Origin of the sequence: Actinomyces urogenitalis DSM 15434 (assembly GCF_000159035.1) — a bacterium.
GTDB lineage: Bacteria > Actinomycetota > Actinomycetes > Actinomycetales > Actinomycetaceae > Actinomyces > Actinomyces urogenitalis.
Window position 1 is genome coordinate 190,968 of the sequence record NZ_DS999576.1, and the last position, 24,507, is coordinate 215,474.

Consider the following 24,507-nt stretch of genomic DNA (forward strand, 5'->3'; position numbering starts at 1 on the left):
ACCGTCCGCTCGCGCGCGGGCGCACCGAGCCGGCAGTGGCGCCTGGACGTCACCACACGGTTCACCGCCGAGCGTGGCGGGCTGCGTATGCGCACCACGATCGAGCCTTCGGGGCCCCTGCCTAGCGTCCTGCCGCGTCTGGGGATCCGCCTGGGGCTGCCGGCCGGGCTGGAGAAGGCCACCTGGTCGGGGACAGGTCCGGCACCCTCCTACGCGGACATGGACCTGGCAGCGCGCCACGGCGTGTTCCAGGGGCAGATCGAGGACCTGTGGGAGATGCAGGTACGGCCCCAGGAGGGCGGCACCCACCCGGGTCTGCGCAGCCTGTGGCTCACCGGTCAGGACGAGGCCGGGCCGCTGCGCCTCATGGTGCTCACGCACGGGGCTCCTGCCTTCTCCCTGTCTGCCTGGCACCTGGACAACCTCACCGCGGCCAACCACGTGGAGGAGTTGAACAAGGACGAGCACCTGTGGCTCCACCTGGACGGGCTGCACCACGGCATCGGCACCCGCTCGTGCGGCCCTGACACCCGCCCGCAGTTCGCCGCTACCGCGCGCACGGTGGTCCTGGACGCCTGGATCGGGGTCCAGCGCGGCTGAGGACGCCTCGATCGTTGAGCCTGCCGGCCCTGCCCGCCCCGGTCCCCGAGGCGGGCAGGGCCGTGACAGGAGGGGAGAGGACGGGCCCGGCTGCGCCGTCGGCCACAGTGAGGCGGGCAGCGGCGCGGGGCCACCCACGAGCCGGGCAGGGCGATACCCTCACGCCATGACCCTCGCCGTCTACCCTGGCTCTTTCGACCCGATCACCACGGGGCACCTCGACGTCGTCGCACGCGCCCTGACCCTTTTTGACCGGGTCGTCGTCGGCATCGCGCACAACGCCGCCAAGTCAGGCCATCACCTCTTCGACGCCGAGACCCGCCTGAGCCTGGCACGCCAGGCCCTGGCGCAGCTGCCTGGTGCCGAGGTGGACCTGGTGCCTGGACTGCTGGCTGACTACTGCCGTGGGCGCGGGGCCACCGCGATCGTCAAGGGCCTGCGCAACGGCACGGACCTGGACGCTGAGGTGCCCATGGCACTGCTCAACCGGGACCTAGGGGGCCCGGAGACGGTCTTCCTCGCGGCCGCGCCGGCCCACGCCCACGTCTCCTCCTCCCTGGTCAAGGACGTCGCCCGCCACGGAGGAGACGTCTCGGCCCTGGTCCCACCGGTCGTCGCCGCAGCCCTGCGTCAGGAGCTGGGGCAGGACTGAGGCTGCCTGCCTGCCAGGCCTCGCGCCCTCCCACCGATACCCTGCGCCACCTCAAGGAAGGAAGAACTCGTGACCACCAGCCCAGACGCCGGTGACGACCTGCTCGTGATCCTCAGCGAGCTGGACAGCCTCATCTCCGGTTCACGCACCATGCCGATGAGTGCCTCCGCCATCGTCAACCGTGAGGAGGCCCTCGACCTCATTGACCGTGCACGTCGGGCCGTGCCACGCGCGGTGCACCGGGCCGAGGACATCGTGGCGGACGCCGACGCCGTCGCGGCTCAGGGACGGAAGGAATCCGAGCGCCTGATCCGCCACGCCCACGAGGAGGCTGAGCGCCTGGTCTCCTCGGAGAACGTCGTGCGCCAGGCCAATGACCGTGCGGACGCGATCATCGCCGCCGCCGAGGAGCGTGCCGCCCAGCTGCGCCACGGGGCTGACGACTACTGCGACCGCACGCTGGCCAGTCTGGAGATCGAGCTGGGACGGATCGGCGAGCAGGTGCGTGCCGGACGTGAGGTCCTGGCTGGGCGCCTGGAGTCCCGGGCCTCCACGGGCTACGGTCCCGGCCACACCGAGGCTGAGCGCCCCGAGCCTTCGCGGCGTTCCCTGCGCTCGTCAGCCAGCTGGTCCGTGGATCCCTCCGCCCAGCGCTGAGAAGGCTGCGCTCGGGCGGCGGTGACCGGCTCGGGCAGGTAGATTCGCACCGCAAGGTCCGCACCCGGACCGGGACCATGAGGAGGAAACCGTGACCGGACTCGTCGTCGACATCGTGGACCTGCCGCGCGCGGTAGGCTCGGTCAAGAACGTCCGCCTCGACCTGCCTGCGCCCACGGGCCTGGGTACGGAGGTCGTCGGCGTGCCCGAGGGCAGCGAGATGACGCTGGTTGCCTCATTGACCTCCATGGACGACGGCGTGCTCGTGCGCGGGGAGGCAGACGTCCACGTCCACGGTGAGTGCGTGCGCTGCCTGCGCGACCTGGACGAGGACCGCACCGTGACCTTTGACGAGCTCTACTTCCTGCCCGAGGCCGCTGCGGCCCAGAAGGAGGAAGGGGACGAGGAGGCGGAGGACCTCTTCCTCGTGGGGGAGACGAGCCTGGACCTGGAGCCGGCGCTGCGTGATGCCCTGGTCCTGGACCTGCCGTTCCGCCCCCTGTGCCGCCCGGACTGCGCGGGCCTGTGCCAAGAGTGCGGTGAGCGCCTGGACGACCTTCCCGAGGACCACCACCACGAGGTGCTGGACCCGCGCTGGTCGGCTCTGTCCGCGTTGCTGGAGGAGCCGGGCGAGCAGAGTCAGGAGGAGCAGGCCTGATGTCCCGAGGCTCGCACAAGCCCTCTCGCAGGACGGCTCCGCCGGCCCGTACGGACCTGGAGTCGCTGGTCTACCGCTGGGGCTGTCAGATCGAGGACCCGCTGCTGGACCTGGCGCTGACCCACCGCTCCTGGGCGCACGAGAACGGTGGCCTGCCCACCAACGAGCGCCTGGAGTTCCTGGGGGACGCCGTCCTGCAGATCATCGTCACTGAGGACCTCTTCCGTGACCACCCGGAGGTGCCCGAGGGACAGCTGGCCAAGATGCGAGCGGCCACGGTCTCCGAGCCGGCCCTGGCAGGCGTGGCCCGGGATCTGGGACTCGGTGAGTTCATCAAGCTTGGTAAGGGCGAGGCCCTGTCCGGCGGGCGGGACAAGGACTCGATCCTGTCCGATACCGTCGAGGCGCTCATCGGCGCCACCTACCTCACGGTCGGCCTGGAGCCTGTACGTGAGGTTGTCCTGCGGCTGGTCAGCCGCTTCCTCACCGAGGCCCCCTCGCGCGGCGCAGGCCTGGACTGGAAGACGAGCCTGCAAGAGCTGGCCGCCGTGCACCGCCTGGGCAGCCCGAGCTATCGCGTCACGAGCGTGGGTCCTGATCACGCCCGCGTCTTCACCGCCGTCGCCGTCGTCGACGGCCAGGAGCGTGGAGAGGGGACCGGCAGCTCAAAGAAGGTCGCTGAGCACGACGCCGCCGAGGCGGCCTACGCCTCGATCCTTGCCTCTCACGGTGACGGAGGGCTGGAGATTCCCGGGGCGACCGAGGCCCTGCGAGCGGACCTGGGGCTGCCGACCGGGCAGTCCAGCCCTGCCGGCGGCGCGGGTGCCTGAGCTTCCTGAGGTCGAGGCCGTCCGCAGGGGCCTGGAGCGCCACCTCGTCGGCCGTGTGGTCACGGGAGTCGAGGTCCTGGAGCCTCGTGCGCTGCGGCGTCAGGAGGGCGGCGTGGAGGCCTTCATCCGGGGCCTGGCCGGGCGCAGGCTGGAAGCGGCCGTGCGCCGCGGTAAGTTCCTGTGGCTGCCCCTGGATGACGGCCGCGCCCTGTCCGCCCACCTGGGGATGAGCGGGCAGCTTCTGGTCAGGGGCACAGCACCGGCAACCAGCGCGCGCGGCCAAGAGCCGGGCCCTGTGGGCGACGCGCCTGCTGCTGACGCCGTCGTGGCGGACCCGTCTGTGCCCCGCGTGGACCTGACCGCGACCCGCGCCCCGAGCCTGGTGCGGGACCTGTCCGTGCGCCCCAGGCACCTGAGGGTGCGTCTCCACCTGACCTCGCGTGAGGCAGACCCACATCCGCAGGCTGGGGCCGCGCTCGACCTGGTGGACCAGCGCATGCTCGGGGGACTGCGCCTGAGCGAGATGGTGGCGACGTCTGACGGCGCGAGCGGGGGAGAAGGATCACCGCAACCGTTCCTGCCGCAGGACGCGGCGCATATCGCGCGAGACCTGCTGGACCCCGCGGTGGACCATGACGGGGTCCTGGCGCGGATGCGCTCGTCACGGCGAGGTGTCAAGGCTCTGCTGATGGATCAGGAGCTGGTGTCCGGGGTCGGCAACATCTACGCCGATGAGGGCTTGTGGGCAGCTCGGGTCCACGCGGCCTCGCCCGGCCGCAGCCTGGGTCCACGGGTCGGGCGCCGGCTCCTTGAGGCCACCGCCGAGGTGATGCGCCGGGCGCTGAAGGTGGGCGGCACCAGCTTTGACGCCCTCTACGTTGACGCCGAGGGCGCCGCCGGATTCTTCGCCCGCGAGCTTGAGGCCTACGGGCGCGCCGGTCAGGAGTGCCGCCGCTGCGGTGCCACCATGCAGCGCCAGGTCATCGGCGCCAGGAGCCACACCTTCTGCCCGCGGTGCCAGCGCAGGTGGGGTACCAGCAGCTGATTCCTCTGCTGCTGGGCGGGAATGCTGAAAGGAAGCGGTGCGGCTTTTGTGACGTTGGTCCCCAGCGCTGGTACTCTCTCACGTATGCCGACTCCCTCCTCAACCGAGCAGGTCCGCGTCATGATCGTGGACGACCACGAGATCGTCCGGCGCGGCATTGCTGAGATCATTGATCGTGCAGACGACCTCGACGTCGTCGCTGAGGCCGGCAGCCGCGCTGAGGCGGTACGCCGTGCCGAGCTGGTCCGCCCCGACGTCGTGCTCGTGGACCTTCAGCTTCCTGACGGTACCGGGATCGAGGTGATGAACGACCTGCGCGAGACGGTGCGGGAGGCCCTGCCGATCGTGCTGACCTCCTTCGACGACGACGAGGCACTGGCGGAGGCTCTGGAGGCCGGGGCACGTGCTTACCTGCTCAAGACCGTCCACGGCGCGGAGATCTCCGACGTCGTCCGGGCGGTGGCCGCGGGCCGGGTCCTGCTGGACGAGCGCACCGTGACTCGTCGCCGTGCTGACCATGACGACCCCACCGCTGACCTGACCAACGCCGAGCGCAAGGTCCTGGAGCTGATCGGGGACGGCCTGTCCAACCGGGAGATCGGCGAGCGGCTGGGCGTGGCGGAGAAGACCGTCAAGAACCACATCACCGCGCTCCTGGCCAAGATGGGCCTGCAGCGCCGCACCCAGGTAGCCGCCTGGGTGGCCGGGCAGCGCGCCTCGGGCTGGCGCAACCACTGAGCCTGGGTACCTGGACGCGTGTGGCCGCCCCAGCTGGGGCGGCCACACGCGTATCCGGGCTACCGGACCTGACGCGGTTGAGCCGGCTCGGCCAGCGGTACCCGCCAGGTGAAGCAGGTCCCGCGGCGTCCGCCGTCGGACCTGGCTCGTGGCCCGATGACGAAGGTGCCGCCGTGGCGGCGAGCGCGTTCGGCCATATTGGCGGTTCCTGAGCGGCGCGTGACGGAGGGATCGACCCCCACGCCGTCGTCACGGCACACGATCTCGACGACGGGGCTACCGGAGAAGGGCGCGGAGCTGCCCGTCGCGGCGTCGTTGGGCTCCTCCTGACCTGGCTCGGGCTCCAGGCAGCCGGCTGGCAGCACGCCCTCAAGCTTGATGTCAACGGTCACGGAGGAAGCGTGGGCGTGGCGGGCCACGTTGCTCAGCCCCTCACGCACCACGGCCACCATGTCATCGGCGATATCAGGCTCCACCGCGGCGTCGACGGCGTCAATGAGCTCGTCCTCGGCCTCGCGCGGTGCCTGGGCCAGCCCGCGACCGTCCACGCTCAGGAGCAGGGAAGGGGCGTAGCCCAGCGAGGTGCGGGCCAGCGAGGCCTCACGGCGCAGGCGTTCCACGAGGCTGACGTCCTCGTCCCGGTCACGTAGCGAGCGGACGATGGATCGGATCTGGCGCACGGAGTCGTCCACGGCTGCCAGCGAGGACTCCAGCACCTGGCACACGGCGTCCACGTCCACCTGGGTGGCTCCCGCCTGCTGCGAGGCAGCCTGAAGCCGGTCCTTGGCAGCCGTGATCTGCATCCCGGTGGCGAAGAGCTGTTGGATCGCCAGGTCGTGCAGGTCCCGACCGATCCGGTTGCGCTCGCCCAGCAGCAGCGCCATCTCCTCAGCGTGCTGGGCGTCAGCCAGCTCGAAGGCCATAGTCGCCTGCCCAGCGACGAGCTCAGCGATCTCCAGGTCCTGGGCGGTGAAGAGCGGGGCTCCCTGCTCGCGCAGGAGCAGCATGACACCCACACCCTTGCCACGGTGGATCATCGGGGCGTAGAGCGCCGGACCGAAGCGGGCCAGGGCCTCGACCTGGAGCTGGGAGTCGTCCCACAGCTCGTGCAGCGAAGGGATGATGAGTCCGGTCTGGTTGGACAGGGTCTGCAGGGCACGTCCCTCGGCCGGGAAGTAGGTGCCGATGAGGTCAGCGCCGTGGGCGCCGTCGGCGATCTCGCACACCCAGGTCTGGCCGATGCTGGGCAGGACCAGGGCGGCCGTGTCCGCGTGGGCGACCTCGCGCACCCGCCGGGCAATGAGGGTCAGGGCGTCGTCCTGCTCGGCGCCGGACAGGAGCATCGTCGTCAGCTCCTGGGAGACGGCCATCCACTGCTCGCGGCTGCGCGCGACCCGGTACAGGCGTGAGTTCTCCACGGCGACGGCGGCGGCCTCAGCCAGCGTGGCCACGGTGGTGACGTCAGCCGGGCCGAAGCCACCGGGCTTGTCGCACAGGTAGAGCCGCCCGTAGACCCGGTCATGGACCTTGAGAGGAGCGGAGAGCACGGAGCCCGGGTCCTCGCCCTCGATCGCGCCGGTAAAGGCGGAGGAGCCCATGAGCTCGTTGACGACGACGACCTCCTGCTCCGAGCTGGCCGTTCCCAGCAGCGCCTGGAGGTGCTCGGGTGACGCCGTGGCGGACCCGGCGGTGACCGGGTCATTGGGCTGCCCGGTGGTGCGGGAACGGTCCTCGACGGCGATCGTGCCCCAGGTCGCGCCGGTCAGCGAGCAGGCGGAGTCCACCAGGCGGCTGAGGGCGTCAGGAACGCGCAAGGAGCTGGTCAGACGCAGGGCTGCGCGCAACAGCTCGACCGTCGTCTCCTCCAGCGGCTGGGCGACCCGGTGGCTCCTGGTGGATCCCAGGGCGTCCAGGTGCACGGCGTAGGTCAGCGCGCCCAAGGTTGAGGAGTCCTCCGGGCTGGGCACCGAGGGCAAGGACATGAGCAGATCGGTGGAGGGCATCCCCGGCACCATGACACCAGCGGCGTGCGGTGCGTGCTGGGGCGTGTGCTGTTCAGGCACGTCCCGCTCCTTCCTGTTCCAACGACCAACGGTAGCCCTCGTCATGCTCGCTCAGCCAGGCATGGGTGCCGCGGGCCCGCACCCGTGCCGGGCCACAGGCCTGGGTCCCCAGGACCAGGACCTCGTGGGCGCAGTCCAGGGCACTGAGGCGGTGGGTGACGAGCAGGACTCCGCGGGAGGAGTCTGCTGTGAGCAGGTCTGCCACCAGCTGGTCAGCGGTGGCGGTGTCCAGGTGCTCACCCGGCTCGTCCAGGAGCATGAGGGGGGCCGGAGCCGCCAGGGCGCGCGCTAGCAACAGACGACGTCGTTCCCCGCCTGACAGTGCGGTGGCGTCCGTGCCGACGACGGTGTCCAGTCCCTCGGGCAGCGTCGCCAGCCACGTGCCCAGGCCAGCGCGCTGGAGCAACGCCGTGGCCTCCTGCGGCGTGACGGTGCCGCGGGCCACGCGCAGGTTCTCCAGGACGGAGGTGTCGAAGATATGCGCGTCCTCCTGGGTGAGGGTGACGCGCTCCGCCACCTGGTCACGGGGCACGGACCAGGGCACCACGCCGTCCAGGGTCAGCTCGCCTGCACGCGGGGGAAGCAGGCCAGCCAGGGTGAGTAGGAGGGTCGTCTTGCCGATGCCGGAGGGGCCCACCACGGCCAGGCGGTCACCGGGTCCCAGGTCGAGGTCGATCCCCTCGGCCACCACCGGGCCGCCGGGCCACCCCACGGCCAGGCCGCGCGCACGCAGACGGGAGGCACCCTGGCTGGGCGATGAGAGCCGAGGGCCCTGGGCGGAGTCCGGCGTGGGCAGCGCTGTGGCCTCGGCGCGGTCAACGAGCTCGATGATGCGCACGGCGGCGCCGGCGGAGGTGACCAGCTGGACCGAGGCTGGTCCGAGGTTGGCGGTCGCCTCGAAGGCGGACAGCGGGACCAAGACGATGACGGCGAGCCAGACCGGTCCCAGCGTCCCCGCGGCGACGGCTGGCAGACCAACCAGGACGGCTCCGAGCACAGCCAGTCCCATGGCCAGGGTGTCCACGGCCGCCGCAACCGCGGCAGGCCTGGCGGCCTTGTCCCGGGTGGCGGCCAGGTGGCGCTCGACCCGGTCCAGATCGGCCAGCAGGTGGGGCATCCGCCCGGCCACGCTCAGCTCGCTGCCGCCGTCGATCGCGGTCAGTGCCGTCGCGGACAGGTCCGTGGCCTGCTCCTGCCGGGCAAGCTCGGCAGCGCGGGCGGATCGGATCGTAGCCATGGGGCCCAGCACGCCCGCCAGGATGAGGCAGGCAGCCAGGATGAGTCCGGCCGGCCAGTAGACCAGGCCGATCGCCACGCTGGTGACCAGGCCGACCGTGGCCGCCACACCCGCGGGCAGGAAGCCTCGCACCACGAGGTCCCCGACGGCGTCGACGTCGGTGCCCACGCGGGAGAGCACGTCTCCGCGGCGCAGGCTCGCTACCATGTCCGTGCGCGAGGAGGCCAGGATCTCGTACAGGTGGGTCCGCAAGGCGTTCATCCCGCGCAACGCGGTGTCATGGGAGACCAGGCGTTCGCAGTAGCGCAGCACCGAGCGGGAGACACCGAACAGGCGTACCAGGACGGGGGCGACTCCCAGAGCCACGACGTCGGGCATTTGAGAGGCCCTGGCGATGAGCCAGGCGGCGACGCCGGACAAGGCGACGGCCGAGGTCAGGCCGAGCGCACCGGTGAGGACGGACAGGGCCACACGGCCGCCGTCGAGCTCGAGGAGGGACAGGGCACGCCGCAGCGCTCGTCGCTCGTCGCGGTGAAGGAACAGGCTCATCGGGCGGCCTCCTCAGCGTCAGTGAGGGCGGTGGCGGCAGGTGCCGAGCCAGGACTCCCATCGTCCTTGGCCGTCAGCCCGGCCTGCGGCGCGGGAGCGCTGGAGACGGTGATGACGTCGTCGGCCAGGGCCAGGACGCTGGACCGGTGGGCGATGACGACGACGGTGCGTCCTGAGGCACGCAGCGCAGCCAGGCCATCCAGCACGTGCGCCTCGCTGGCGGCGTCCAGGTGCGCGGTGGGCTCGTCCATGACCACCAGGGGAGCGGTGGACACCAGGGCCCGGGTCAGTGCCAGGCGCTGGCGCTGACCGACGGACAGGCCGGTTCCTGCGTGGCCGACGGGGGTGTCCCAGCCCTGGGGCAGGGAGTCGATCACCTCGTTCAAGCCGGTGACCCGAGTGGCTTCCAGCACCCGCGCCGGAACCGGGGCGTGCGCGCCGTGATCCGGGGAGGAGACGTCGTCGGTGGGCATGAGGTTGGAGCGGATGGTGCCGGGCAGGAGGACGGGACGCTGGGGAACCCAGGAGATCTGCCTCCACCAGCTCGTGGGTTCGGTCTCGGCCAGGTCCTGTGCGGCGCCGTCGGCGCTGATGACGCGTACACGGCCCTGCTCAGGCTCCAAAAGCCGCAGGAAGACCTCGGAGGTCGTGGTCTTTCCAGCGCCGGAGGGCCCGGACAGTGCCGTGAGGCGGCCCGGACGGATCGTGGCGCTCAGGTCGTGGGGTGCCCAGGCCCCGCGAGCGGCGACGCTGAGGTGCTCCAGCTCGATGCTGGCGTCCTCCAGGCGGGGAGCGGGCAGCGTGCCGGAGCTGAGGGCGGGGGCCTCCAGGACCTCGAAGACGGCCTGCGCGGCCGCCACGCCGTTGGCTGAGGCGTGGAACTGGAAGCCGACCTGGCGCAGGGGCTGGTAGACCTCAGGCGCGATCATGATGACCAGCAGCCCGGTGGCCAGGTCCATGTGCCCGAACAGGAGCCGGAAGCCGACCTCGACGGCGATGATGGCGACCGAGAGCGTGGTGAGGAACTCCAGGACCGCGCCGGACAGGAAGGCCACGCGCAGCGTCGCCATCGTGGTGCGGTTGTAGGCTCGTCCCAGCTCACGCACGCGCCGCCCCGGTCCGATTTCGCGTCCTAGTGCCTTGAGCGTGGGCAGGCCGGCGATGAGGTCGAGGACCTGGGCCCCCAGACGCTCCATGGCCTCCAGCCGGTCGGCGGAGTGCTGCTGGGTCATCTTGCCGATGAGGATCATGAAGATCGGGATGAGCGGGATGGTCAGGACCACCGCGATGGTGGAGGGGACGTCCTGGAGCAGCATGACCAGGCCTGTCAGCGGCGTGACCGTAGCCGCCATGAGCAGCTGGGGCAGGTATCGGGTGAAGTAGGGCTCCAGGTCGTCCATGCCTCGGGTGAGCAGCGTCGTCGTCTCGGCGCCGTGGGCGGCCTGCCAACGCGGTCCCAGGGCCGCGGCCCGCTCGATGACCAGCCGGCGCAGCTCGATGATGGTGCCGGTTGCCGCCCGGTGCGCGCGGGCCTCCTGGATGAGGAGCACGAAGGCACGCAGGATGACGACGACCGCGAGCACGCCCACCAACGGCAGGACCTGGGACACCGTCGACTCACCGGTGATGACGGGGGAGATGACCCGGGAGATGAGGAAGGCCTGCGCGACGACGAGGACGGCGGTGGCCAGCCCGGTGACGGCGGTCAGCACGATATAGCGGCGCGCCGAGCGTGCGTAGCGCATGAGTCGGGGGTCCAGTGGCTTCACCGTCCCAGGATAGTGGGGTAGGACCCTGGTCCTCGTCCATCCTCGTCGTTTCAGGCCCTCAACAGTCGGTCCCCATGCTCCCCGCCAGGGAACCGACTGTTGAGGGCCTGAAACGACGGCGAAAGGAACCCGCCCGCCACCCAGCTGAACTGGATGACGGGCGGGTCCGTTCTGGTGACGGCTCTGGGCTCAGGGCCTGGGAGACCGCCAGGTCCGTCAGTATCCGACGGCGGCCTCCGGCTGAGCGGAGTCACGCACCTTGGTCGGGTGCAGACCACCCTCGTTGGGGTCGATCTTTTCGGCGCTGACGCGCTTGGAGAAGACCTTGTAGCCCCAGATCGTGTAGAAGAGCACGACCGGCACGAAGATGATCGCGGCGACCGTCATGATCGCCAGGGTCACGTCATCGGAGGCGGCCTGGGCGATCGTGAGGGAGTAGGAGTCGTCGATCGACGAGCGCATGACGTTGGGAGCCATGGCCGAGAAGATGAAGACGACGGCGAAGGCGATGCCACCGAAGTGGAGGGAGAAGGCCCAGCCCTGACGCCCAGCCCAGGTCATGAGCAGCGAGGCGATGAGGAAGACCGCGGCCACGAGCAGCGGGATCCAGGCCAGGGCGTTGAGCGAGTAGGCCAGCTGGGCCCACAGGGCCCACACGGCGGTCAGCGCCGTCGAGGCGATCGCGGACTTGCGGGCGAAGGCCTCGGCGCGGGCGGACAGGTCACCAGCGGTCTTGAGCGCGGTGTAGAGCGCGCCGTGGGTCAGGAACAGCGAGCAGGTGACCAGACCACCCAGGATGGTGAAGGGGGTCAGCAGGCTGAAGAAGCCACCGGTCAGCTCGTGAGAGGCGCCAGCCAGAAGGGTCTCGGAGGGGACGTTCTCGGCCGGGATGACGTTGCCGGTGGCAACCTCGACGACCTCGATCTTCATGCCCTGGACCAGGTTGGCGAAGGCGGCACCCCACAGGATGGAGGGCAGCCAGGTGGAGACGGTGTGCGCCCAGTCCCAGTTGTCACGCCACTTCTGGGAGTTGATCTTGCTGCGCCACTCGATGGCGCAGATGCGGACGATCAGGCACAGCAGGATGAGGAAGAGGACCAGGTAGGCACCGGAGAAGAGGGTGCCGTACCACTCCGGGAAGGCGGCGAAGGTGGCGCCACCAGCGGTGAGCAGCCAGACCTCGTTACCGTCCCAGTGCGGGCCGATGGTCTTCATCATGGCTCGGCGCTCCTGCTCGTTGCGGCCGAGGATCTTGAGCAGCATGCCGACACCGAAGTCGAAGCCCTCAAGGGTGAGGTAGCCGATCCACAGGACGGCGATGAGGATGAACCAGAGGATGGAAAGCAGCGTCATGGTGTGTTCTCTCTTCTCTCGGCTCAGTACTCGAAGGACAGAGCAGGAGCGGCCTGGCCGGTCTCCTGCGAGGCCGCCGAGCCCTGCTCCGTCTGCGTGCGCACACCCTCACGGATGTAACGGCGCAGGAGCATGAACCAGACGACGCCGAGGCCGGCGTACAGGAGGGTGAAGATGACCATCGAGGTCAGGACGGTGCCTGAGGAGACGACGGTCGACACGCCGTTCTGGGTCAGCATGTAGACCTGAGCGACGGGGTCGCCGGCCTCGAAGGAGGCCAGGTTGGGGGCGACGACCCAGGGCTGACGGCCGATCTCAGCGAAGATCCAGCCGAAGGTGGAAGCCAGGAAGGGCAGGCCCATGGACCACAGGGCCAGCTTGCCGTAGCCCGAGGAGGTGATGAGCCGGTCCTTGCGGATGAGCCACAGGGACACCACACCGATCAGGACGCTCAGGCCACCCAGCACGATCATCGCGCGGAAGGTCCAGAAGGTCGTCATCTCGTCGGGGGTGTAGTCGATCTCGTTGCCGGCCACGTCCGTGGTGCCGTAGTTGCTGGCGTACAGCTCCTGGGCCTCCTTCAGGCCCATGACCTCAGCGTTGGGGTTGTTGGTGGCCATGAAGGAGTAGACCTTCGGGATGGTGACGACGTGGCTGGCACTGCCGTCCTCGCACGAGCCGAAGGCTGCAATGGTGAAGCCGGCACCCTGCGCGGTCTCGCACAGCATCTCGGCGGCAGCCATCTTGGCGGGCTGCTCCTTGACGACCAGCTGGCCCTGGAAGTGGCCGGAGAACATGCACAGCACGCCGGCGATGACCATGGTGATCGCGCCGAAGCGGGTCATACGGCGCCACTGCTGACGAGCCTCGAAGTCCTGCGTGGCCTTGGCGGCCTTGGTCATCCACCACACGGACACGCCCAGGATGATGGCACCAGCCACCAGGAAGGAGGTGGTGATGGTGTGGAAGAAGGTCGTCCACAGCAGGGGGTTGCCCAGGACAGCGAAGAAGCCGCCCACGCCGTCCAGGACGGCGCGGCCGGTGTCAGGGTCGATCTTGGCGCCCACCGGGTGCTGCATCCAGGAGTTGGCCCCCAGGATGAACAGGGCGGAGATGTTGACGCCGATCGCCATCATCCAGATGCACAGGTTGTGCAGCTTGGGGGACAGGCGGTCCCAGCCGAAGATCCACAGGCCCATGAAGGTGGACTCAAGGAAGAAGGCGAGGAGGGCCTCGAAGGCCAGCGGCGCACCAAAGATGTTGCCGACGAAGCGGGAGTACTCAGACCAGTTCATTCCGAACTGGAACTCCTGGACGATACCGGTGGCCACACCCAGGGCGAAGTTGATCAGGAGGATCTTCCCGAAGAACTTGGTCGCCACGAGCCACTGCTTGTTGCCGGTGCGGTTGTAGAGGGTCTCCATCAACGCCACGAGCGGGGCCAGACCAATGGTCAGGGGGACGAGGATGAAGTGGTAGACGGTCGTGATGCCGAACTGCCAACGAGCAAGATCGAGGGAGTCCAGCGCCAAGGGTGTGAGAACCACCAGCGCCACCTTTCATAGGGAGTGATGACTTCAATAGGGCTGCCGGGACCGAGGTCACGGTGACACAGGTCAAGTGTAGCCGTCGGTGTGACGCAGTGTCGTCAAAGCGGCATCGTTGGTACGCCTGTGTTGTGACGCTTTTCTGACTTCTGTCAGGTAGGCCCGCGTTTTCGACCCCTGGGACTTTGGGCGCGAGAGACGTGGGGACTAAGGTCCTAGGCCTTGAAGTCCTTGAAAGGCCGGGCGATTCCGCTGGAGGCGATGGCTGCGGGGTGGTCATGAGGTGGGTGGGAGGCGGTGAGTGTGGGATACTCGCCGTGGCCCCGGGTGTCACGTACCGGCCCCCGGTGTCCGAACCTCGTGGTCCACCCCGTCCGGGAGCCTTGCGCCGCCTTGAGCGCTGCTGCGGTCCCGACGCGTGAGGGTGACGACGACGGCCGGCGCCGCAAGGCGCATACGCAGACTTTCTGCTCCGCCCCGGAGCATGACCGTGCCGCGGTCTCGTAGGTACGACGAGAACCGCGGTGCCCGGAGAGTGCATCGCACCATGACCACAACCTCAGACCACAGCTCGGTCGAGTCAGCTGACGAGCAGGAGCCCCAGGGCCTCCAGGAGCCAGCCTCGCAGGAGCCTGCCGCCGAGGAGCCCGCCAAGGCCCCTGCCAAGCGCACCCGTCGCACGACGACGCGCTCGCGCAAGACCGCCACCAAGACCTCCTCCGCGTCCGACAAGGACGAGGCTGCCGAGAAGGACGACAAGACGGCTGACCCCCAGGAGCCCGAGCAGGGCGCGGCGGAGGAGACCCCCAAGGCGCGTTCTCGCAGCAAGTCCTCCACGCGCAAGACCACGACCACTCGCACCCGTAAGACCGCGGCCTCGACCAAGGCGAAGGCCTCCGCGAAGGGCGCCGAGGCTACCGAGTCCGACCTGCCTGAGCAGACCAAGCCGGCCCAGGCGGAATCGCAGACCACCGCGCCGGTCACCGCCGCGGAGCCGGAGACCGGCGCCACCACGCGCCGCCCGCGTCGCTCACGCAAGGTCACTGCCACCCAGTCCGCACCTGCCCCAGCCCCGCAGCCTCAGGATGAGGTCGTTCCGGTGGCTCCAGGCTCACCGTCTCCCGCAGCCTCCTCGTCCCAGGACGAGGAGGAGGTTGTCTCCCGCTCCCGGAGCACGACGCGCCATCGCCGCCGGGTGATGGCCGTCCAGGCTGCCTCGGACGCCGCCCCGGTGGTTGAGACCATCGTGGCCCCCGAGGACGTTGAGGAGGCTTCTGACGAGGAGCCGGCCGCCGAGGTGTCAGCGCCGACGGCGGAGCAGGACGCATTGCAGTCCGCCGACTCTGCTTCCTCCGCTCCTTCGGCACCCTCGGCTGACCAGATCGAGGAGGACGAGGAGGACGACGACGTCGAGGAGAGCCCGGCCCAGCACGAGGACGAGGAGGCCGAGGCCTTCCTCCCGGCTGCCTCGCTGCTCTTCCAGGCCCCGGACCCCACGCGTGCCCGCCGTCGTCGTAAGGTCACGGCCGCCCAGGCGGCTCCGACGGCCGCTCCTGAGCCGCAGGAGGACGGCGAGGAGCAGGATGCCCCTGCTGATGCCGCCCAGCCTCAGCCGGAGGCCGAGGAAAGCCGGCCGGCCAAGCGTGGGCGCCGTCGCCGTAAGGCCACGGCGGCCCAGTCGGCCCCCGAGCACGCCCCGGAGCCTGAGGAGGCGTCCGCACCGGCCGAGCCTGATGAGGCCTCCCAGGAGGAGACCGAGGACCAGGAGGACTCCACCAACGGGCGCCGCAAGCGCCGTCGTGGCGGGCGCGGACGTCGGTCCCGCTCCCGCGCGGAGGCCTCCGAGACCGAGAAGGGCTCGGAGCCTGAGGAGGAGGCCGCGCGCGAGGAGCGTGAGGACTCCGAGCCGCAGTCCGAGGAGCCTGGCCAGACCACCGAGAGCGCTGGTGAGGAGGGCTCGGCCAGCTCCCGTCGGCGCCGGCGTCGTCGCTCCCGCTCGCGCTCGGACTCTGGTCGCGACGTGCGTGACGAGGTGACGGCCCTCAAGGGGTCGACCCGTCTGGAGGCCAAGCGCCAGCGCCGCCGCGAGGGGCGGGCCGCAGGACGTCGTCGTCCCATCGTCACAGAGGCCGAGTTCCTCGCGCGCCGGGAGTCGGTGGACCGCCAGATGATCGTGCGCGAGCAGGACGGCCTCAACCAGATCGCCATCCTGGAGGACGGGATGCTCGTCGAGCACTACGTCGCCCGCCACACCCAGACCTCGATGGTCGGCAATGTCTACGTCGGCCGTGTCCAGAACGTCCTGCCCTCCATGGAGGCCGCCTTCGTGGACCTGGGCAAGGGGCGCAACGCCGTCCTGTACGCCGGCGAGGTCAACTGGGACGCCGCTGGCATGGAGGGCAAGCCCCGCCGGATCGAGGACGCCCTCAAGAGCGGGGACACGGTCCTGGTGCAGGTCACCAAGGACCCGATCGGTCACAAGGGGGCACGTCTGACCAGCCAGATCACCCTGGCCGGGCGCTACCTCGTCCTCGTGCCCGGCGGCACCATGACCGGTATCTCGCGCAAGCTCCCGGACACCGAGCGTCACCGCCTCAAGGGCATCCTCAAGCGGATCGTCCCCGACGACGCCGGCGTCATCGTGCGCACGGCCGCCGAGGGGGCCAGCGAGGAGCAGCTGCGGGCTGACGTCGAGCGCCTGGCCACCCAGTGGGCAGCGATCGACAAGAAGTCCAAGCAGATCCTCTCCGGCTCCGGCCGCGCTCCTGTCCTGCTCAAGGGGGAGCCCGAGCTCGCCGTGCGTGTGGTGCGGGACGTCTTTAACGAGGACTTCCGCAAGCTGATCGTCCAGGGTCCTGACGCCTGGAAGACGATCTCGGAGTACGTCACCGAGCTCAGCCCGGACCTGGCCGACCGGCTGGAGCACTGGGTGAGCCCGGAGGACGTCTTCAGCGCCCACCGCATCGACGAGCAGCTGGCCAAGGGCTTCGACCGCAAGGTCTGGCTGCCCAGCGGCGGCACGCTCATCATCGACCGCACCGAGGCGATGACCGTCATCGACGTCAACACCGGGCGCTTCACCGGTGCTGGCGGCACCCTGGAGGAGACCGTCACCCGCAACAACATCGAGGCGGCTGAGGAGATCGTCCGGCAGCTGCGTCTGCGCGACATCGGCGGCATGGTCGTCATTGACTTCGTCGACATGGTCCTGGAGTCCAACCGTGACCTCGTGCTGCGCCGTCTGGTGGAGTGCCTTGGACGCGACCGCACCCGGCACCAGGTCACCGAGGTCACGAGCCTGGGGCTGGTGCAGATGACCCGCAAGCGCGTGGGACAGGGCCTGGTCGAGGCCTTCTCCACCCCGTGCGAGTGCTGTGGTGGGCGCGGCTTCATCGTCCACGACAACCCCGTGGAGAACCAGCAGGCGGATATGTCCGTCTCCGCCTCGCGCAGCGCGTCCAAGAGCCGTCGTGGCAAGGGTGAGGGCGAGTCGGGTAAGTCGCGCGGCCGGGGACGCAAGGGCCCGGACGCCGACGACGTCGCGGACGACGCCACGCGCGCTGCAGTCCGCGGGGCGCTGGCCCAGATCGCGGCGGCCGCCGAGCATGCCCACAAGGATGCTGCGGAGCAGGCCGAGGCTGCCGGCTCCCAGGACTCCGCGGCGCAGGGCGACAGCCAGTCCGAGGACTGAGCGCACTGCCCGGAAGGTGACCGACCTGGCAGGACCGTGCGGAAGAACACAGCCGTCACGGGCCTGCTCAGGTTGGCCAGCCAGGGTGGATCGCATAAAGTAATCCGCCGGTGCGTCTCGCACCTTGCCCAGGAGACATGCCCCGCCGAGCGCCACGCGCTGACAGGGTGTGTCCGAAGATTTCGACAGAGATGAGCATTCAAGTGGTCTACGCGATCGTCAAGGCCGGCGGCCGTCAGGAGAAGGTCTCCGTCGGCGACGTCGTGGTTGTCGACAAGCTTGCCGGTGAGATCGGCGACGAGGTCACCCTCGCCCCCGTCATGCTTGTGGACGGCGACGCGGTGACCACCGCTGCTGCCGACCTGGCCAAGTCCTCCGTCAAGGCCGAGATCATCGGCGACGAGAAGGGCCCCAAGATCAACATCCTCAAGTTCAAGAACAAGACGGGCTTCCGCAAGCGCCAGGGCCACCGCGCCCAGCTGACGGCCGTCAAGGTCACCGCGATCAAGTGACCGCCCACGCGGCATCCTGAACGCATCAGCTCGACAGAAAGAAGCCTGACATGGCACACAAGAAGGGTCTTGGTTCCTCCCGCAACGGCCGTGACTCCAACGCTCAGCGTCTGGGCGTCAAGCGCTTCGGCGGCCAGTTCGTCGGCGCCGGTGAGATCATCGTCCGCCAGCGCGGCACCCACTTCCACCCCGGCAACAACGTCGGCCGTGGCAACGACGACACCCTGTTCGCCACTGCTGCCGGCAACGTTGAGTTCGGCACGCACCGCGGCCGCAAGGTCGTCAACGTTGTGGCTGCGCAGGCCTGAGCCTGACACACATCACGCTTTCGCGAGGGCGAACGGCTTCGGCCGTCCGCCCTCGCGGCGTCTAACCTGACCTTCACCACAGCCTCGCGCGACTCATGCTGCTAGCCGCGCCCCGCCGTCGTCCCCAGGAGGAGACATGCCTAGCTTCATCGACCGAGTGGTCCTCCACGTGGCTGGAGGCGACGGTGGCAACGGCTGCACCTCGATCCACCGCGAGAAGTTCAAGCCGCTGGCCGGACCCGACGGCGGCGACGGCGGTCACGGGGGCGACGTCATCCTCGTGGCTGACCCGGACGTCACCACGCTGCTGAGCTACCACCGTTCGCCACACCGCAGCGCCAAGGGCGGTACCCCGGGCATGGGTAACTGGCGACGAGGAGTCGACGGCGAGGACCTGGTCCTGCCCGTGCCCACCGGCACCGTGGTCAAGACGTCTGAGGGCGAGGTCCTGGCCGACCTCGTCGAGGCCGGCAACCGGGTGGTGGTGGCAGCCGGTGGGACCGGCGGCCGCGGCAACTTCTCCCTGGCCTCCTCCAAGCGGCGTGCGCCCGGCTTCCACCTGCTGGGCGAGCCGGGGGACCGGCTGGACGTGGTCTTGGAGCTCAAGACCATCGCGGACGTTGCTCTGGTGGGTTACCCCAGCGCCGGCAAGTCCTCGCTTATCGCCGCCATGAGCGCGGCTCGGCCCAAGATTGCCGACTACCCCTTCACCACCCTGGTTCCGAACCTGGGCGTGGTCGAGGCCGGCGCCACCCGCTACACGATCGCCGATGTGCCCGGGCTCATCCCCGGCGCCTCGCAGGGCAAGGGCCTGGGACTGGACTTCCTGCGGCATATTGAGCGCTGCGCGGTGATCGTCCACGTGCTGGACTGCGCCACGCTGGAGCCGGGACGCGACCCGCTCAGCGACCTGGACACGATCGAGTCCGAGCTGGCCGCGTATGCCGACGGCCTGGGCGAGGCGGAGTCAGATCCGTCCCTGACCGGACGGGTTCCGCTCATGGAACGACCACGCGTGGTGGTCCTCAACAAGGTGGACGTGCCGGAGGCCGAGGAGCTGGCCGACTTCGTGCGCGAGGACATTGAGGATCGCGGCCTGAGGGTCTTCACCGTCTCCGCCGTCGCCCACACGGGGCTGCGGCCGCTGTCCTTCGCGCTGGCGGAGCTGGTTGAGGCCGCCCGTGCTGCCCAGCCTGAGATCGCCGCGCCTGAGCGCCCGGTGATCCGCCCGGCTGCTGTGGGACGGCGCGGTGGTGAGGCCGTGGCCCGTGTGGCGCTCATCCAGCACCCCAGCGAGGGGCAGGTCTACCAGGTCCGCGGGGACAAGCCGGAGCGCTGGGTGCGCCAGACCGACTTCACCAACAACGAGGCCGTGGGCTACCTGGCTGATCGGCTAGCCACCGCCGGGGTGGAGGACGAGCTGGTGCGCGCGGGCGCCCACGCTGGCGACTCAGTGCTCATCGGCGAGATCGAGGGCGGTGTCCTGTTCACCTGGGAGCCCACCGTGACCGCCGGGGCCGAGCTGCTGGGGGCGCGTGGGACGGACGTGCGCGTGGAGGACTACCACCGCCGCACCAACGTCGAGCGTCGCGAGCAGTACCACGCCTCGATGGACGCCAAGGAGGAAGCGCGGCGCCAGCTGCGTGAGGAAGCCGCTGAGGGCCTGTGGACCGATCCGTCCTGGCAGGAGGAGCACCAGTGAGCACGCAGGACGCCGGGTACACCGCGACCACCCGCCCCACCGCGCTGCCGGCTGGCGCGCGGCTGGTGCTCAAGGTCGGATCCTCCTCCCTGACCCGTGAGGACGGTGGGCTCAACCTCAACCGGATCGACATCCTCACCCGGCTCATCGCCGGGCTGCGCAGGCGCGGTCACGACGTTGTCCTGGTCTCCTCCGGCGCGGTGGCAGCCGGGCTGCCAGCGCTGGGGATGGATGAGCGCCCCAGCGAGCTGCGCCTGCTTCAGGCAGCGGCCAGCGTGGGTCAGGGCCGGCTCGTCTCTCGCTGGCAGACGGCGATGAGCGCCTACGGCCAGGTCACCGCCCAGGTGCTGCTCACGGCGCAGGACGTCGCTGTACGGCGTCACTACCGCACCGTGCGCGCCACCTTTGACGCCCTGCTGTCCATGGGGGCGGTGCCCGTGGTCAACGAGAACGACGCCGTGGCCAACGCCGAGTTCAGCCTCGGGGACAACGATCACCTGGCCGCGCTCGTGGCCCACCTGGTCAGCGCGGACGTCCTGGTGCTCTTCACTGACGTCGACGGGATGTGGACGGCCAAGCCCGGAACACCGGGAGCCACGCCGATCCGCTTCGTTCCCGACGTCACGCACCTGGAAGGCGTCAACGTTGACATGCGCGGATCCGCCCTGGGTACGGGAGGCATGCGCACCAAGCTGCAGGCAGCCACCATCGCCTGCGCCTCAGGCACGGACACGGTCATTGCCAGCGCTGACGACGCCGTGAGGCTGCTGGGGACCGACGGAGTCCCGGCGGACCTGGGGACCTGGTTCTCGGCCACCGGGCCGCACCGCCCCAGCCGCCGCCTGTGGATGGCGCACGCCTCGGTGCCTGAGGGACGGGTGCTGATCGACGCCGGTGCCGCCCAGGCCCTGACGGTGGGCAAGAAGTCGCTCCTGCTACCCGGGGTCACCGGGGTGGCCGGGAACTTCGAATCGGGTGCGGTCGTTGAGGTCGTGGGGCCCGACGGCGTGCTGGCGCGAGGTATCTGCCGGTACGCCTCCGCAGAGCTGGACGAGGTCCTGCAGGCGCGTCGCAGCGGGGGAGAGGTCCCGGACCACGTGACTCCGGTGGTCCACCGCGACGACCTCGCCGAGCTGCCGCACGGGCTAGGGGCCTGAGGCACGCCCCCGGGCACTGCGCCTTGGTGGCTACCCCTGCGCCTGGCAGGGCGCGGAGCACCCGGTGTTTCGGCTGTGTAGCGCATGTCTTCTAGGGTGGACCCATGACTGCGGACCCCACCCTCGATCCCTCCCAGGCCACTGATTTCGTCGCCGCGCTGGCTCGTTCGGCGCGCGCGGCACAGCGTGAGGTCGCTGGGGCGACCCGTGAGGTCAAGGACGCCGCCCTGGCCGCGATGGCTCTGGCCCTGCTCGAGCAGGAGCCTGCGATCCTGGCGGCCAACGCCGTCGACCTGGAGCGTGCGCGCCAGGAGGGGATGAAGGAAGGGCTGGTCGACCGTCTTGCCCTGTCCTCAGAGCGTCTGTCAGGGATCGCCTCGGCCCTTCACGAGGTGGCGAGCCTGCCAGACCCGGTTGGCCAGGTCATCGATGGCCAGACCCTGCCCAACGGGCTGCGGGTGCGTCGCCTGCGCGTGCCGCTGGGCGTCGTCGGCGTCATCTACGAGGCCCGCCCCAATGTCACCGTGGACGTCGCGGCCCTGGCACTGAAGTCCGGCAACGCCGTCCTGCTGCGCGGTGGGCACGCGGCCGAGCACACCAACGCGGCGATCGTGGCGACCCTGCGCGGCGCGCTGGAGTCAGCCGGTCTTCCGCCGGAGCTGGTGGCCACGGTGGACCCGGCCGGGCGCGCCGGGGCCAGTGCGCTCATGCAGGCGCGCGGGCTCGTTGACGTCCTGGTCCCGCGAGGCGGGGCCGGGCTCATCAAGGCCGTGGTGGAGTCCTCCTCGGTGCCGGTGATTGAGACGGGCTCAGGAAACTGCCACGTCTACGTGGACGCCTCGGCGGTGCTGGAGGACGCGGTGGCGATCATCGTCAACGCCAAGACACAGCGCGTGGGCGTGTGCAACGCAGCTGAGACGCTCCTGGTCCACCGTCAGGTGGCCGCTACCTACCTGCCTCAGGCCGCCCGCGCGCTGTGGCAGCGTGGCGTGGTCCTGCACGCCGATGACGCCACGCGCGAGATCCTTGAGCAGGAGGCCGTGGCAGCCGGTGCGAGCCAGCTGCTCGTGGCGGCGAGCCAGGAGGACTGGGAGACCGAGTACGGCAGCCTGGACCTGGCTGTGCGGGTGGTTGACGACGTCGATGCGGCCACCGAGCACATCCGCCGCTACTCCACCGGACACACCGAGGCCGTCCTGTCCCAGGACCTGGCGGTGGTGCGCCGCTTTACCGCCGGTGTGGACAGCGCCGTCGTCATGGTCAACGCCTCCACGCGCTTTACTGACGGAGGCCAGCTGGGCCTGGGAGCCGAGCTGGGGATCTCCACCCAGAAGCTGCACGCGCGAGGCCCGATGGGTCTGGCGGCCCTGACCACCACCCAGTGGCTGGTCGAGGGAGAGGGGCATGTGCGCCCCTGAGGGCGCTTCGTGGCAGGATGGGGCCATCCGCGCGTCCGGCGCGGTGGGATCGAGCAGCACAGCAGGCCTGACGGACCTGGCTGAAGCGGGAGGAAGACACGTGGACCAGGGTTCCCGACCTCTGCGCATCGGCATCATGGGCGGCACCTTCGACCCGATCCACCACGGTCACCTCGTGGCGGCCTCTGAGGTCCAGAACGTCTTCGACCTGGACGAGGTCATCTTTGTGCCGACCTGGGCTCAGCCCTTCAAGCGGGACCGGCGGGTCTCGGCCGCCGAGCACCGCTACCTCATGACGGTGATCGCCACGGCCTCGAACAACCGCTTCACGGTCTCGCGGGTGGATATCGACCGGGGCGGGACCACCTACACGATCGATACCTTGCGGGACATTGCTGCCGAGTATCCTGGTGCTGAGCTGTTCTTCATCACCGGTGCAGACGCTCTGGCGCAGATCCTGACCTGGAAGGACAACCAGGAGATCTTCAACATGGCGCACCTGGTCGGTGTGACCCGTCCTGGTCACGTGCTCGCCGATCCTGGTCTGCCTGAGGACGGGGTCTCGCTGGTCGAGGTACCGGCGATGGCGATCTCCTCGACTGACTGCCGTAACCGCGTGGGGCGCGGGGCACCGGTGTGGTACCTCGTTCCTGACGGTGTGGTGCAGTACATCCGTAAGTACGGGCTCTATCGTGTGAGCCAGCAAGCAGGGCCGACGCCCTCCATGACAGCGCGCGTGGCGCGGTCGCAGTCTCTTCGGAAGGAGAACAACGGTGAGTGAGCACAGCGAGACTGGTCACCTGGATCAGGCGGACGGTGCCGCGCCGCGTCGCTCCCGGCGAGCGATCCGACAGGCAGAGCGACAGGCTGAGCGTGAGGCGCTGCTCACTGGCCAGCAGCCGCTGCTGACCCGACGCGAGCTCAAGCGCCTGCGTGAGGAGGCGGAGGCCCTGCGCGCAGCGGTTGCCGCCGGAGAGATCACCCTGGAGCAGGCCAAGGCGCTGCAGGACCCGCTGGCGGACCAGCCCAACGTCGACGTCCCCTCGCTGTCCGCCACCGGGACCCACGCCGCGGTCCCCGCTGAGCACCAGGCACCTGAGTCCGCGGCCTCACCGGAGCCTGTCGCTGCCGAGGCTGCCTGGACGACGTCGGGACCGGACACCGCTGAGAAGGAGGCTCTCGCCGAGGTCCCCACGGGCGTGCTTCCTGCTGCCGACCGGCCTGACGCGGTGCCGACCGCCGCGAGCCCTGCCGTGGCCGAGCCGGCCTCGGTTCCTGAGCGTCGATCGGTTCTGGACCGCGCAGCCCAGCCTGCGCAGGCGCCCGCTGCGGTCTCCTACGGCTACGTCGCGACGACGGCCACGCCCGCCCCTGCCCCGGCTACCAGTAGCGCCCCGGACGCCGCTGCGCAGCCTGCCCCGACCCCGTTCAGCCCGGCCGAGCCGGCTGCTCAGGAGACTGCGTCCGCTGCGGCACAGGAGGCGGCTACGCCGTCGTCACCTGAGCCTGCTGCTCCGACGACGCCGACGCGCCGCCCCATCGTGCGTATCCCTGCCTCGGTGCAGGGAGTACGGACCGTGGACTCCTCCACCGGTGAGCTCAGTGCCGTGCAGGTGATGGGGGAGGGCCAGACCATCGAGACCCCGCAGTGGAAGGCGCTGCGTCAGGATGACGCCTCGCCCTCTCACACGCAGGATGCTCAGGCTCCCGCTGCGGCACCGTCGCACCACTCCCACCGTGCTGCCGATGGTGCGCAGCACGCCTGGGCCCACGCGCCTGAGCCCGACTGGGCAGAGGTCCCCAGCGCCAGGGAGGCTGAGGACCAGGGACGGCAGGGGTTCCCGCTGACCCACCACCTCCTGATTGCGCTGCTCGTCCTTGTGGTCGTGCTGGTGGTGGGGACCCTCCTGTGGTTCTACCTCGGGCGCAACACGGGCACCAGCGCCGCGCCGGGGCTTGAGAATCTGCCATCGCTTGAGCAGCTCAAGCTGCTGCTGTCCTGACCGACTACCTGGCCACCG

20 protein-coding genes are annotated in these 24,507 nt (G+C 70.0%); 15 read left to right on the forward strand and 5 right to left on the reverse strand.

Features of this window, described 5'->3' with window-relative positions:
- The 7 genes from HMPREF0058_RS12830 to HMPREF0058_RS09040 form a co-directional block, all read left to right on the forward strand.
- Window positions 1-600, forward strand: a 600-nt coding sequence (locus HMPREF0058_RS12830) for a beta-galactosidase small subunit-related protein (RefSeq protein ID WP_006549468.1), incomplete at its 5' end; no start/stop codon positions are given.
- A gap of 166 nt (window positions 601-766) precedes the next feature.
- The gene (gene coaD, locus HMPREF0058_RS09015; protein WP_006549469.1) at window positions 767-1,252 is read left to right on the forward strand and encodes a pantetheine-phosphate adenylyltransferase; all 486 of its coding nucleotides are present in this window, start codon (window positions 767-769) and stop codon (window positions 1,250-1,252) included.
- Between the two features lie 69 nt (window positions 1,253-1,321).
- Window positions 1,322-1,909, forward strand: coding sequence for a hypothetical protein (locus HMPREF0058_RS09020; protein ID WP_006549470.1), 588 nt, complete (start codon window positions 1,322-1,324; stop codon window positions 1,907-1,909).
- Window positions 1,910-2,000: 91 nt separating this feature from the next.
- A complete protein-coding gene (locus HMPREF0058_RS09025; RefSeq protein WP_006549471.1) occupies window positions 2,001-2,567 on the forward strand; it encodes a YceD family protein in 567 nt (188 codons plus the stop codon).
- Window positions 2,567-3,397, forward strand: coding sequence for a ribonuclease III (rnc, locus tag HMPREF0058_RS09030; RefSeq protein WP_006549472.1), 831 nt, complete (start codon window positions 2,567-2,569; stop codon window positions 3,395-3,397). Before HMPREF0058_RS09025 ends, rnc begins: the two co-directional genes overlap by 1 nt.
- A complete protein-coding gene (gene mutM, locus HMPREF0058_RS09035) occupies window positions 3,390-4,442 on the forward strand; it encodes a bifunctional DNA-formamidopyrimidine glycosylase/DNA-(apurinic or apyrimidinic site) lyase (protein WP_006549473.1) in 1,053 nt (350 codons plus the stop codon). Before rnc ends, mutM begins: the two co-directional genes overlap by 8 nt.
- An 84-nt stretch (window positions 4,443-4,526) precedes the next feature.
- Entirely contained in the window at window positions 4,527-5,180 is a 654-nt protein-coding gene (locus tag HMPREF0058_RS09040) for a response regulator (RefSeq protein ID WP_006549474.1), read from the forward strand.
- A gap of 59 nt (window positions 5,181-5,239) precedes the next feature.
- Here HMPREF0058_RS09040 and HMPREF0058_RS09045 read toward each other — a convergent pair whose 3' ends face one another.
- The 5 genes from HMPREF0058_RS09045 to HMPREF0058_RS09065 form a co-directional block, all read right to left on the reverse strand.
- Window positions 5,240-7,195: a GAF domain-containing sensor histidine kinase gene (locus tag HMPREF0058_RS09045; protein ID WP_374044897.1), complete on the reverse strand. Its 1,956-nt coding sequence runs from the start codon at window positions 7,193-7,195 to the stop codon at window positions 5,240-5,242.
- A gap of 40 nt (window positions 7,196-7,235) precedes the next feature.
- On the reverse strand, window positions 7,236-9,029 hold the full coding sequence (gene cydC / locus HMPREF0058_RS09050; RefSeq protein ID WP_006549476.1) for a thiol reductant ABC exporter subunit CydC: 1,794 nt from the start codon (window positions 9,027-9,029) through the stop codon (window positions 7,236-7,238).
- Window positions 9,026-10,798: a thiol reductant ABC exporter subunit CydD gene (cydD, locus tag HMPREF0058_RS09055; RefSeq protein WP_193390347.1), complete on the reverse strand. Its 1,773-nt coding sequence runs from the start codon at window positions 10,796-10,798 to the stop codon at window positions 9,026-9,028. Before cydD ends, cydC begins: the two co-directional genes overlap by 4 nt.
- A 216-nt stretch (window positions 10,799-11,014) precedes the next feature.
- Window positions 11,015-12,151, reverse strand: a complete 1,137-nt coding sequence (gene cydB / locus HMPREF0058_RS09060) for a cytochrome d ubiquinol oxidase subunit II (RefSeq protein WP_006549478.1) — start codon at window positions 12,149-12,151, stop codon at window positions 11,015-11,017.
- A 23-nt stretch (window positions 12,152-12,174) separates the two neighbouring features.
- On the reverse strand, window positions 12,175-13,698 hold the full coding sequence (locus tag HMPREF0058_RS09065; RefSeq protein ID WP_034234811.1) for a cytochrome ubiquinol oxidase subunit I: 1,524 nt from the start codon (window positions 13,696-13,698) through the stop codon (window positions 12,175-12,177).
- Between the two features lie 547 nt (window positions 13,699-14,245).
- On the opposite strand from HMPREF0058_RS09065, the gene HMPREF0058_RS09075 reads away from it, so the two are divergent.
- The 8 genes from HMPREF0058_RS09075 (at window position 14,246) to HMPREF0058_RS09110 (ending at window position 24,489) form a co-directional block, all read left to right on the forward strand.
- Entirely contained in the window at window positions 14,246-17,389 is a 3,144-nt protein-coding gene (locus HMPREF0058_RS09075; protein ID WP_006549480.1) for an Rne/Rng family ribonuclease, read from the forward strand.
- 191 nt (window positions 17,390-17,580) lie between these two features.
- Complete coding sequence (rplU, locus tag HMPREF0058_RS09080) at window positions 17,581-17,901, forward strand: 50S ribosomal protein L21 (protein ID WP_006549481.1); 321 nt, start codon at window positions 17,581-17,583, stop codon at window positions 17,899-17,901.
- Window positions 17,902-17,951: 50 nt separating this feature from the next.
- Window positions 17,952-18,209 (forward strand): 50S ribosomal protein L27, encoded by a 258-nt coding sequence (rpmA, locus tag HMPREF0058_RS09085; RefSeq protein WP_006549482.1) that lies wholly within the window; start codon window positions 17,952-17,954, stop codon window positions 18,207-18,209.
- Between the two features lie 136 nt (window positions 18,210-18,345).
- A complete protein-coding gene (gene obgE / locus HMPREF0058_RS09090) occupies window positions 18,346-19,911 on the forward strand; it encodes a GTPase ObgE (RefSeq protein ID WP_006549483.1) in 1,566 nt (521 codons plus the stop codon).
- Window positions 19,908-21,068 (forward strand): glutamate 5-kinase, encoded by a 1,161-nt coding sequence (gene proB / locus HMPREF0058_RS09095; RefSeq protein WP_006549484.1) that lies wholly within the window; start codon window positions 19,908-19,910, stop codon window positions 21,066-21,068. Before obgE ends, proB begins: the two co-directional genes overlap by 4 nt.
- Before the next feature lie 104 nt (window positions 21,069-21,172).
- A complete protein-coding gene (locus HMPREF0058_RS09100; protein WP_006549486.1) occupies window positions 21,173-22,486 on the forward strand; it encodes a glutamate-5-semialdehyde dehydrogenase in 1,314 nt (437 codons plus the stop codon).
- Window positions 22,487-22,586: 100 nt separating this feature from the next.
- Window positions 22,587-23,267: a nicotinate-nucleotide adenylyltransferase gene (nadD, locus tag HMPREF0058_RS09105; protein WP_034234808.1), complete on the forward strand. Its 681-nt coding sequence runs from the start codon at window positions 22,587-22,589 to the stop codon at window positions 23,265-23,267.
- A complete protein-coding gene (locus HMPREF0058_RS09110; RefSeq protein ID WP_006549489.1) occupies window positions 23,260-24,489 on the forward strand; it encodes a hypothetical protein in 1,230 nt (409 codons plus the stop codon). Before nadD ends, HMPREF0058_RS09110 begins: the two co-directional genes overlap by 8 nt.
- Window positions 24,490-24,507 lie beyond the last annotated feature (18 nt).

Bases quoted from the DNA above. Each gene is read 5' to 3' on its own strand.
- coaD (WP_006549469.1), top strand. From the start codon at position 767: ATGACCCTCGCCGTCTACCCTGGCTCTTTCGACCCGATCACCACGGGG.
- rnc (WP_006549472.1), top strand. From the start codon at position 2,567: ATGTCCCGAGGCTCGCACAAGCCCTCTCGCAGGACGGCTCCGCCGGCC.
- HMPREF0058_RS09040 (WP_006549474.1), top strand. From the start codon at position 4,527: ATGCCGACTCCCTCCTCAACCGAGCAGGTCCGCGTCATGATCGTGGAC.
- HMPREF0058_RS09045 (WP_374044897.1), bottom strand. From the start codon at position 7,195: ATGGTGCCGGGGATGCCCTCCACCGATCTGCTCATGTCCTTGCCCTCG.
- cydC (WP_006549476.1), bottom strand. From the start codon at position 9,029: ATGAGCCTGTTCCTTCACCGCGACGAGCGACGAGCGCTGCGGCGTGCC.
- cydB (WP_006549478.1), bottom strand. From the start codon at position 12,151: ATGACGCTGCTTTCCATCCTCTGGTTCATCCTCATCGCCGTCCTGTGG.
- HMPREF0058_RS09075 (WP_006549480.1), top strand. From the start codon at position 14,246: ATGACCACAACCTCAGACCACAGCTCGGTCGAGTCAGCTGACGAGCAG.
- rplU (WP_006549481.1), top strand. From the start codon at position 17,581: ATGAGCATTCAAGTGGTCTACGCGATCGTCAAGGCCGGCGGCCGTCAG.
- rpmA (WP_006549482.1), top strand. From the start codon at position 17,952: ATGGCACACAAGAAGGGTCTTGGTTCCTCCCGCAACGGCCGTGACTCC.
- obgE (WP_006549483.1), top strand. From the start codon at position 18,346: ATGCCTAGCTTCATCGACCGAGTGGTCCTCCACGTGGCTGGAGGCGAC.
- HMPREF0058_RS09100 (WP_006549486.1), top strand. From the start codon at position 21,173: ATGACTGCGGACCCCACCCTCGATCCCTCCCAGGCCACTGATTTCGTC.